4 protein-coding genes are annotated in these 9,134 nt (G+C 75.9%); 3 read left to right on the top strand and 1 reads right to left on the bottom strand.

Annotated features, from left to right (window positions below):
• Positions 1-176 precede the first annotated feature (176 nt).
• Positions 177-851 carry a hypothetical protein gene (locus tag ACFVVL_RS01535; protein ID WP_387670487.1) on the top strand — a complete coding sequence of 225 codons (675 nt, stop codon included), beginning with the start codon at positions 177-179 and terminating at the stop codon, positions 849-851.
• Positions 823-1,680 (top strand): inositol monophosphatase family protein, encoded by an 858-nt coding sequence (locus tag ACFVVL_RS01530; protein WP_387670485.1) that lies wholly within the window; start codon positions 823-825, stop codon positions 1,678-1,680. Before ACFVVL_RS01535 ends, ACFVVL_RS01530 begins: the two co-directional genes overlap by 29 nt.
• A 73-nt stretch (positions 1,681-1,753) precedes the next feature.
• Here ACFVVL_RS01530 and ACFVVL_RS01525 read toward each other — a convergent pair whose 3' ends face one another.
• Positions 1,754-2,956 carry an SLC13 family permease gene (locus ACFVVL_RS01525; RefSeq protein ID WP_387670483.1) on the bottom strand — a complete coding sequence of 401 codons (1,203 nt, stop codon included), beginning with the start codon at positions 2,954-2,956 and terminating at the stop codon, positions 1,754-1,756.
• Positions 2,957-3,116: 160 nt separating this feature from the next.
• Here ACFVVL_RS01525 and ACFVVL_RS01520 point away from each other — a divergent pair, with 160 nt between their 5' ends.
• A complete protein-coding gene (locus ACFVVL_RS01520) occupies positions 3,117-9,050 on the top strand; it encodes a TIR domain-containing protein (RefSeq protein WP_387670481.1) in 5,934 nt (1,977 codons plus the stop codon).
• The last annotated feature ends 84 nt before the right edge of the window (positions 9,051-9,134 follow it).

Raw genomic sequence — 9,134 nt, 5'->3', positions numbered from 1 at the left:
ACCGCCCGGTCACCCCCCCTTTGCTGCCCCCCCCCCCCGCCCCCCGGGCCCGCGACGCACCACGCGTCGCGGGCCCGCGGCCTTCGGCAACGGGAAACCGCGGCCCGGGCCGTCAACTCGCTGGCCGTCAACTTCCCGCCGGTCCTAGCATGTTGGGCGGGGAGCAAGGGGGAGCGATGAGCAACGACCTGTTCACGACGCTCGACCGGGCAGCCGGGCGCACCACCGCACAACCCGGTCTCGACGCGCTGGTGGGCGGTCTGCTGACGCAGATCGCGCGCGGGACGCGGGTGCTGCGGGCGGTGGCCCACCCGCTCGGGTTCTACTGCCTGCCGGTGGTGCGCGACGGGGCGCTCGGCGTCTGCGTGCACGTGTTCGACCCGGTGACCGCCGCCGGGCAGCGGGAGATCCACTGCCACAGCTGGGAACTGAAGAGCAGCGTGCTCTACGGGCGGATCGGCAACGTGCGGATCGGGGTGTACGACGAACCCGCCCGGCCCACCCACCGGGCCTACGAGGTGCACAGCGACGCCGCCGCCGGGGTGGACGAGGTGCGGCCCACCACGCGGCTGGTGCGCTGGCGGACGCTGGCCGAGCAGACCAGCGGGCGCGGCGAGACCTACACCCTGGGGGCGGGGGAGTTCCACGCCACCGTGCTGCCCGACGGCACGCCCACCGCCACCGTCGTGCTCGGGCGCACCGTGCCGGGGCCGGTGGACGTGGTGCTGGGACCGGTGGACGGCGCCGCCCGCCGGGTGGTGCGGCGGCTGTGCGACACGGACCGCACGGCCCGGATCGCCGACGAGGCAGTCAGGAGGATCGGTGGACGGTACGACAGCGGACCCGGGTGACGGCGCCGGGGCGTACGCCGAGGAGTGCCGGGTCGCGGTGCGCGCCGCCGAGGACGCGGGCGCCCTGCTGCGCTCGCGCTTCCACGGCGCCTTCCGGGTGGACACCAAGGGCGCCCACGGCGACGTGGTCACCGAACTCGACCTGCTCGCCGAGGAACTCCTCACCCGGCGGCTGGCCCAGCGCTTTCCCTCCGACCGGATCCTCGCCGAGGAGGGCGGCGGGCGCCCCGGCGCGCCCGGTGCCCGGCGCACCTGGCTGGTCGACCCGCTGGACGGCAGCAACAACGTGGTGATCGGCCTGCCCGCCTACGTGGTCGGCATCGCGCTGTGCGTGGACGACGAGCCGGTGCTCGGGGTGGTGCACGACCCGGTGGCCGGCCGCACCTGGCGCGCGGTGCACGGCGCCGGAGCGTACGGACCGGCCGGGCGGCTGTGGTCACCGCGGCGCCCGGCCGCCGCCGCCCGGCCGGTGATCGGCTGGACCCAGGGCCACGGCCTGGCGCCCGGCGACCCGGCGGCGCGGGCGCTCAAGGACGGTCTGGAGAGCGGTGCGCGCCGGGTGCTCCAGCTGTGGGCGCCGCTGCTCACCTGGTCGCTGCTGGCCTGCGGGCTGATCGACGGCTTCGTCGGCTACCGGGCGGAGGAGATCGACCTGCCGGCCGGCGTCCTGCTCGCCACCGAGGCCGGCGTGGAGGTCCGCGCGTTGGACGGCGGCCCCTTCGTCCCCCGGATCGGGCGGCCGGACACCGACCGCGGCTACGTCGCCGCCCGCCCCGAGGTGCTGCCGTACCTGCTCGGCCTCGTCGCCCGGTCCGCGCCGCTGGGGTAGGGCCGCCCGCGCCGCCGGGGTAGGGCCGACCGCGCCGCCGGGCCGAGGCCGCCCGCGCCGCGCCCGGCCCGGCTCACCCGGTCAGGGCCAGCGCCGCCGTCGCCAGTGCCACCGCGCCGAGCGCCAGCACCGAGCTGGTCGCCGCCACGCCGCGCAACGGCACCCGCAGGCCCGCCGAGCGGCAGCGCTCGTACCAGAGCAGGGTCGCCAGCGAGGCCCAGGGGGTCACCAGCGGGCCGACGTTGGTGCCGATCAGCAGGGCCAGCAACTGCGTGTGGTTGCCCTCCGGCACGGCGGCCTCGCCCGCCAGGTACACCGGCAGGTTGTTCAGCAGGTTCGACAGGCCCGCCCCGACCGCCGAGGCCCGGAAGAGGCCGAGCGTGCCGCCGTCGGTGCCGACGGCGTCGGCCAGCAGCCGGTGCAGCCCGTGCGCGTCCACGGTCTGCACCACAAGGAACATGCCGGGCACCATCACCAGCAGCCGCCACGGCACCAGCGAGGGCCGCAGCGCCTCCGGGCGGCGCACCGCGAACGCCGCCACCACCACGGCCGCGGCCGCCCCCGAGGCGGCCCACAGCGGGACGACCGCCGCCAGGCTGGCGGCCAGGAAGCCGGTGCAGGCCAGCGCGCAGATCCGGAACAGCACCCGGTCCCCGGGCCGGTGCGGCTCGGGCGGGGTGTAGACGTCCGCGCCGCGCCGTCCGCGCCGCCAGTAGAAGCCCCACAGGCAGACCATGGTGACCAGCAGCGCGGCCAGCTGCGGCGCCCACATGGCACGGGCCAGGCCGGCCGGGGAGAGCGCGACCCGGTCGGCGGCCAGCAGATTGGTGAGGTTGGAGACCGGCAGCAGCAGGCTCGCCGTGTTGGCCAGCCAGACCGTGGTCATCGCCAGCGGCAGCGGGGCGATGCCCACCCGGGCGGCCAGCGCCAGCATGACCGGGGTGAGCAGCACGGCCGTGGTGTCCAGGTTGAGCACCGTGGTGGTGAGCGCAGCGAAGCCGACGCACAGCAGGAACAGCGCGGGGTAGCTGCCCCGGCCGGCCCGTGCCACCCAGGCCGCCACCACGTCGAACACCCCGGCGGCGCTCGTGAGTTCGGCGAGCACGATCACCGAGGCGAGGAACGCCAGCAGCGGGGCGATCCGTTCGACGGCAGCCCCGGCGGAGTCCGTCGGCAGAAGACCGGTGGCGAGGAGGAGCAGGCCGCAGGCGAGGAGGCCTGCGGCCAGCAGATCCAGGGGGTGCAGCCGCTTCACGGCGGGCCAGTACGCGAACACGGACGTCAGGGTCGCACACGAGGGGTTGCCGGTCGAGGCCGAGGGTCGCACGGAGGGGCGCCGTCCGCTCGCGCGTTCGGCGGGTCGCGGCCGAAATCCACCCGGACCCGTTGCGGTGAAAGAGGGTTGAGCCGGTCCGGATCGGTCATAAGCTCCTCCCATGGGGGCTCTTGACGCGACCCCGGGTGGCCCCGGGCCGATCGACTTCTTCATCAGCTACTCGCCGGCCGACGAACGCTGGGCGGCCTGGATCGCCTGGACGCTGGAGGAGGCGGGCTACCGCGCCCTGCTCCAGGCCTGGGACTTCGTACCCGGCACCAACTTCGTCGACTTCATGGACCGCGGCGTGACCGAGTCCGCCGCCGTCATCGCCCTGCTCTCGCGCAACTACGAGCGCTCGCGCTACGGCCGGATGGAGTGGCAGGCCGCACTGCGCGCCGACCCCGACGCCCCGGAACGGCGGCTGCTGACCGTCCGGATCGAGGACATCCCGGTGGACGGCCTGCTCGCCACCCTCACCTACATCGACCTCGTCGGCGTGACCGAACCCGCCCGCGCCCGCGACCTGCTGCTCACCCGGGTCGGCCAGGCCCTGGAGGGCCGGGCCCGCCCCGACCTCGTCCCCGGCTACCCCGGCGACGGCCACGGTACCGGCGGCACCGGCAGCGGTACCGGCGGCACCGGCACCGGCGCCGCCGGCACCCCGCCCGGGGGCCCGCTCCAGGCACAGCACCCCGTCCCCGCCCCGCGCCAGGCCGCCGGCACCGGCCGCGCCGGACGCCGCCGCCCCACCGTCCAACCCGAGTACCCCCAGGCCGCCGGCCGCCCCGGCGCACGCGAAGCCGTCACCGTCCTCCACCTCGCGGGCCCCTCGTTCGGCAGCGGCCACGACCCCGTCGCCCTCCAGGCCGCCATCTGGGGCGACCTCGTCGAACTCACCGACGCCGGCGCCCCCGCCCCCGAACTCGTCGTCGTCACCGGCGACCTCACCGCCTCCGGCAGCCCCCGCGAATGCGAGCAGGCCCTCACCTTCCTCACCGGCATCCGCGCCCTGCTCGGCCTCGAACCGCACCGCGTCGCCGTCCTGCCCGGCGGCCAGGACGTCAGCCAGGCCGCCTCCCGCGCCTACTTCGCCACCTGCGAAGCCGACGAACTGCGCCCCGCCCCGCCCTACTGGCCCAAATGGCGCCACTACGCCCGCCTCTTCCAGGAGTTCTACCAGGGCCTGGACATCGTCTTCGACAGCGCCCAGCCCTGGACCCTCTTCCCGGTCCCCGAACTCGGCACCGTCGTCGCCGCCCTCAACTCCTCCATGGCCTGGACCCACCGGCCCGAGGACCACTACGGCTGGCTCGGCCCCGAACAGGCCGCCTGGTTCGCCCAGGCACTGCGCCCCTACGAGAACGACGGCTGGCTGCGGATCGGCGCCGTACGCCACCCGGTCACCCCGGGCTCCGGCGCACGCCCCGCCGACCTCGCCCCCAGCCGCGCCCCCCACGAGCCGGCCACCGCACCCCTGCGCGACGCCGACCGGTTCACCCGCCTCACCGCACCCCGCCTCCACCTGCTGCTCCACGGCCCCGGCGACGGCCGCACCGCCCCGCGCACCCTCACCACCTCCGCCGGCGACCTGCCCGTGCTCGCCGCCGCCACCCCCGGCGCCCACCAACTGCTGCGGCTCACCCGCGACGGCCTCACCCGCTGGCCCGCCCCCGCCGCCGGACACCAACGCCTCACCGTCCCCTGGCGCCGCGCCGCCCGCGCCTTCCCCGCCCCCGAACCCGCCCCCCAGGCCGGCCCGCCCCAACTCGAAGAGGTCCGCGAACCCGCCGCCACCGACCACGAGACCCGCGCCCTCGCCACCCCCGAGGAAGCCCTGCTCGCCCGGGTCGCCGAAGTCTGCCGCACCCGCCACCCCGGCGCCCAGATCCGCCCCGTCGCCGGCACCACCGCCCAACTCTTCGTCACCTGGGCCGAATCCGGCCTGGTCCGCCAGCAACGCGTCGCCGCCTGCGTCGGCACCCCCACCGAGGAGGAGGTCGAACGCTTCGCCGACGCGGTGCACGCCGACGGCACCACCCTCGACGCCGAACTCGTCCACGACGGCCCCCCGCCCGCACGCGAACTGCGCGACCGCGCCCGCCGCCGCGGCGTCAGGCTGCGCAGCTTCCTGGAATTCCAGGGCCTGCTCGACCTGCGCGGCCACGTCACCGCCCAGACCGAACGCCTCGCCACCGACAGCCAGTACCACCCCGGCCTCTACCTGCCCCAGCGCTACCGCGACGCCGAACGCCCCGGCGCCGAGGAACGCGACGGCCTCGTCGAGGAACTGCTGCGTCTCCTCGACTCCGACCACGGCCGCTTCGTCCTGCTCCTCGGCGACTTCGGCCGCGGCAAGACCTTCGCCCTGCGCGAGCTCGCCCGCCGGCTACCCGCCGAACTCCCGCACCTGTCGCCGCTGTTCATCGAACTCAGCGCACTCGACAAGGCCCACTCGCTGGACGGCCTGGTCGCCGCCCACCTCACCGAGCACGGCATCGACACCCTCGACCTGCGCGCCTTCCGCTACATGCTGCGCCAGGGCCGCATCGTCCTGCTCTTCGACGGCTTCGACGAACTCGTCAACCGCGTCAGCTACGAACGCGCCGCCGACCACCTCCAGGTCCTCCTCGACGCCGCCGTCGACAACGCCAAGATCGTCGTCACCAGCCGCACCCAGCACTTCAGCTCCCACGAACAGGTCCTCACCGCCCTCGGCGAACGCGTCGGCCTGCTCCCGCAACGCCGCCTCATCGCCGTCCAGGACTTCACCCCCCACCAGATCCGCGGCTACCTCGGCAACCGCTACGGCGACCAGGAGGCCGCCGACCGCCGGATGCGCCTGCTCGAAGGCATCCCCGACCTCCTCGCCCTGTGCCGCAACCCCCGCCTGCTCAGCTTCGTCGCAGACCTCGACCACGACCGGCTGCGCGCCGTCGCCGGCGCCGGCCGCGCACTCAGCGCCGCCGGCCTCTACCAGGAGGTCTTCACCGCCTGGCTGCGCTTCGAGGAACAACGCGGCCACGGCGGCCCCGGCGCCGCCCCCGGCCTGCACCTCGACCAGCTCTGGCAGGCCGTCACCCTGCTCGCGCTGCGCCTGTGGGAGAGCGGCCGCACCTCCATCCCGCTCGACGAGATCGTCGACATCGCCGGCGTGCTCAGCGGCCTCGCCGAGAACCGCATGCCCACCCCGCAGGTCGCCCACGCCGTCGGCTCCGGCAGCCTGCTGGTGCGCTCCGACGAAGGCATGTTCCACTTCATCCACGGCTCCGTGGTCGAATGGCTGGTCGCCCGCGCCGCCGCCGAGGCGCTCCTGCGCGGCGACGCCACCCTGCTCGCCCGCGGCCCGCTCAGCCGCCTCGCCGTCGAGTTCCTCTGCGACCTCGCCGACCACCAGGTCTGCCAGCAGTGGGCCCGCTCCGTCCTGGACGCCACCGAACCCGCCACCGAAGCCGCCCGGCTCAACGCCGTCAAGGTCCTCGACCGGCTCCGGGTCCCCGCCCACACCGACCTGCGCGGCGCCACCCTCGCCGGTGAGGACCTCTCCCACCGCGACCTGTCGGGCGTCGACCTCTTCGGCGCCGACCTGCGCGGCGCCCGGCTGCTCGGCGCCAACCTCGCCGGCGCCGACCTGCGCGGCGCCCGCCTCGCCGGCGCCCGCCTCGACTCCGCCGACCTCTCCGGCGCCGACCTGCGCTTCGCCGACCTGCACGGCGCCCGGCTGATCCGCACCGACCTGCGCGGCACCAAACTGCGCGGCAGCCGCTGGCAACGCGCCGCCCTCATCTCCGCCGTCACCGACGACACCGTGCTCGCCGCCCCCGAACTGCGCGCCGCCGCCATCGCCCCCGGCCTGCCCGTCGAAGCCGGCTTCAGCCCCTCCGAGGTCGGCGTCCCCTACGGCTTCGACGTCCGCTCCACCCGCCTGCCCGAACCCGTCGCCTTCAGCCGCGACGGCCACCTGCTCGCCGTCGGCTCCGAGGACGGCAGCGTCCTCGTCTGCGACGCCGTCACCGGCACCGCCCTGCGCACCCTCAAGGACCACATCGGACGCGTCTACGCCGTCAAGTTCGCCGGCGACACCCTCGCCACCGGCAGCGCCGACGGCACCGTCCGGCTCTGGGACCCCGTCTCCGGCGAGTGCCGCCACCGCCTCGACGTCCACCCCGGCGGCGTCTGGCCGGTCTCCCTCGCCCCCGACGGCCGGATGGTCGCCACCGGCGACCTCAACGGCGTCGTCACCCTCTGGGACACCGCCACCGGCGAACCCCTCCACCGCCTGCCCGGCCACGCCGCACCCGTCTACACCGCCGTCTTCAACCCCGACGGCACCATGATCGTCACCGGCGACCAGGGCGGCGGTGCCCGCCTGTGGTCCACCGCCAACGGCCGCCGCCTCGCCGTCCTCCCCGGCCACCGCGGCACCGTCTACCGCTCCGCGTTCAGCCCCGACGGCACCCTGATCGCCACCGCCGACGGCGGACCCGACGATGGCACCGGCGGCACCGTGCGCATCTGGGAGGCGGCCGGCCGCCGGCTGCGCCACAGCATGCCCGGCCACGCCGGACGCATCTACACCCTCGCCTTCCACCCCGACGGCGACCTGCTCGCCAGCGGCGACACCGAAGGCCAGATCCGCTTCTGGAACCCCCTCGACGGCACGTCCACCGGCCGGGCCGAGGACTCCACCGGCAAGATCTACCAGGTCACCTTCGACGAGGCCGGCACCCGCTTCGCGGCCAGCGACAGCGACGGCGGCGTCCGCGTCTGGCGGGTCGGCGCCGCCGAGGGCGCCGTCGGCGTCGGCGCGACCGGCGCCCGCGAGATCGCGCCACTGCGCCGCCAGCCGCCCGAGCACCGCGGCTCGGTGTGGGCCTGCCGCTTCCGCCCCGGCGCCGGTCGCGGCGGCGCCGAGAGCGACCCGCTGCTCGTCACCGGCGGCAACGACGGCCGGGTCCGGCTCTGGGACCCCTCCAGCGGTCGCAGCCGCCAGCTCCTGCGCGGCCACGGCCGGCGGATCGGCTCGCTCACCTTCAGCGGCGACGGCACCCTGCTCGCCGCCGGCGGCAACGACGGCGCGATCCGCCTCTGGGAACCCTCCACCGGCCGCCGGCTGCGCGAACTGTCCGGCCGCAGCAGCCGGCTGGTCTCCGCCGTGTTCAGCCCCGAGGAAGCCGTGCTGGCCACCGCCACCAACGACGGCGACCTGTGCCTGTGGAACGCCCGCACCGGCGAGTACCTGCGCGAGATGGACGTCGAGACCGAACACGTCTGGGCGGAGGCGTTCAGCGCCGACGGCGTCCTGGTCGCCACCGCCAACGACGACGACACCGTCCGCATCTGGTACCGCCGCACCGGCGCGCACCTCACCACCCTGCGCGAACACCGCGGCCGGGTCCGCTCCATCGCCTTCAGCCCGGACGGGCGGCAGCTGCTCACCGGCTGCGACGACGCCAAGGTGCGCATCTCCGACATCGCCGGCGGGCGGGTCGAGGCCGAACTCGACGGCCACACCGACCGGGTGTACGCCGTCGCGCCCTCGCCCGACAGCACCTGGCTGGCCAGCGTCTCCTGGGACGGCACCGCGCTCATCTGGGCCGGCCGCGCCGTCCGCCACCGCCTCACCGGCCACGTCGGCCGGCTGTGGACCGCCGCCGCCCACCCGCACCGCCCGCTGCTCGCCACCGCCGGCGACGACCGGGTGGTGCGGATCTGGGACCCGGTCGGCGGCACCGAACTCGCCGGGCTGCGCGGCCACACCGGCCGGATCCTCGCCGTCACCTTCAGCCCGGACGGCTCACTGCTCGCCAGCGGCGGCGAGGACGGCACGGTCCGCCTCTGGCGCGTGCCCGCCGACGGCCGCCCCACCGCCCTCGCCACCCTCCTCGGCGCCCCCGACGGCTGGGCCACCCTGCTGCCCTCCGGCGCCTACAAGTGCGAGGGCGACGTGGCCGGCGAGTTCTGGCACGCCGTCGGCATGTGCCGCTTCGAGCCCGGCGAACTCGACTCCCACCTGCCCGGCGTGCACCGCCTCCCCCCGGAGGCGCAGCTGTAGCCGGGGCGGGCGCGGGGGGAAGGCGGTACGACGAAGGGCCCCGCCGGACGCACACCGGCGGGGCCCTCGTGTTCAGGTGGTGCT

Source organism: Kitasatospora sp. NPDC058115 (assembly GCF_042884635.1).
Taxonomy (GTDB): Bacteria; Actinomycetota; Actinomycetes; order Streptomycetales; family Streptomycetaceae; genus Kitasatospora.
The sequence above is the reverse complement of the archived record's forward strand: the minus strand, read 5'-3'. Positions and strand labels throughout refer to the sequence as shown.

Bases quoted from the DNA above. Each gene is read 5' to 3' on its own strand.
- ACFVVL_RS01535 (WP_387670487.1), top strand. From the start codon at position 177: ATGAGCAACGACCTGTTCACGACGCTCGACCGGGCAGCCGGGCGCACC.
- ACFVVL_RS01520 (WP_387670481.1), top strand. From the start codon at position 3,117: ATGGGGGCTCTTGACGCGACCCCGGGTGGCCCCGGGCCGATCGACTTC.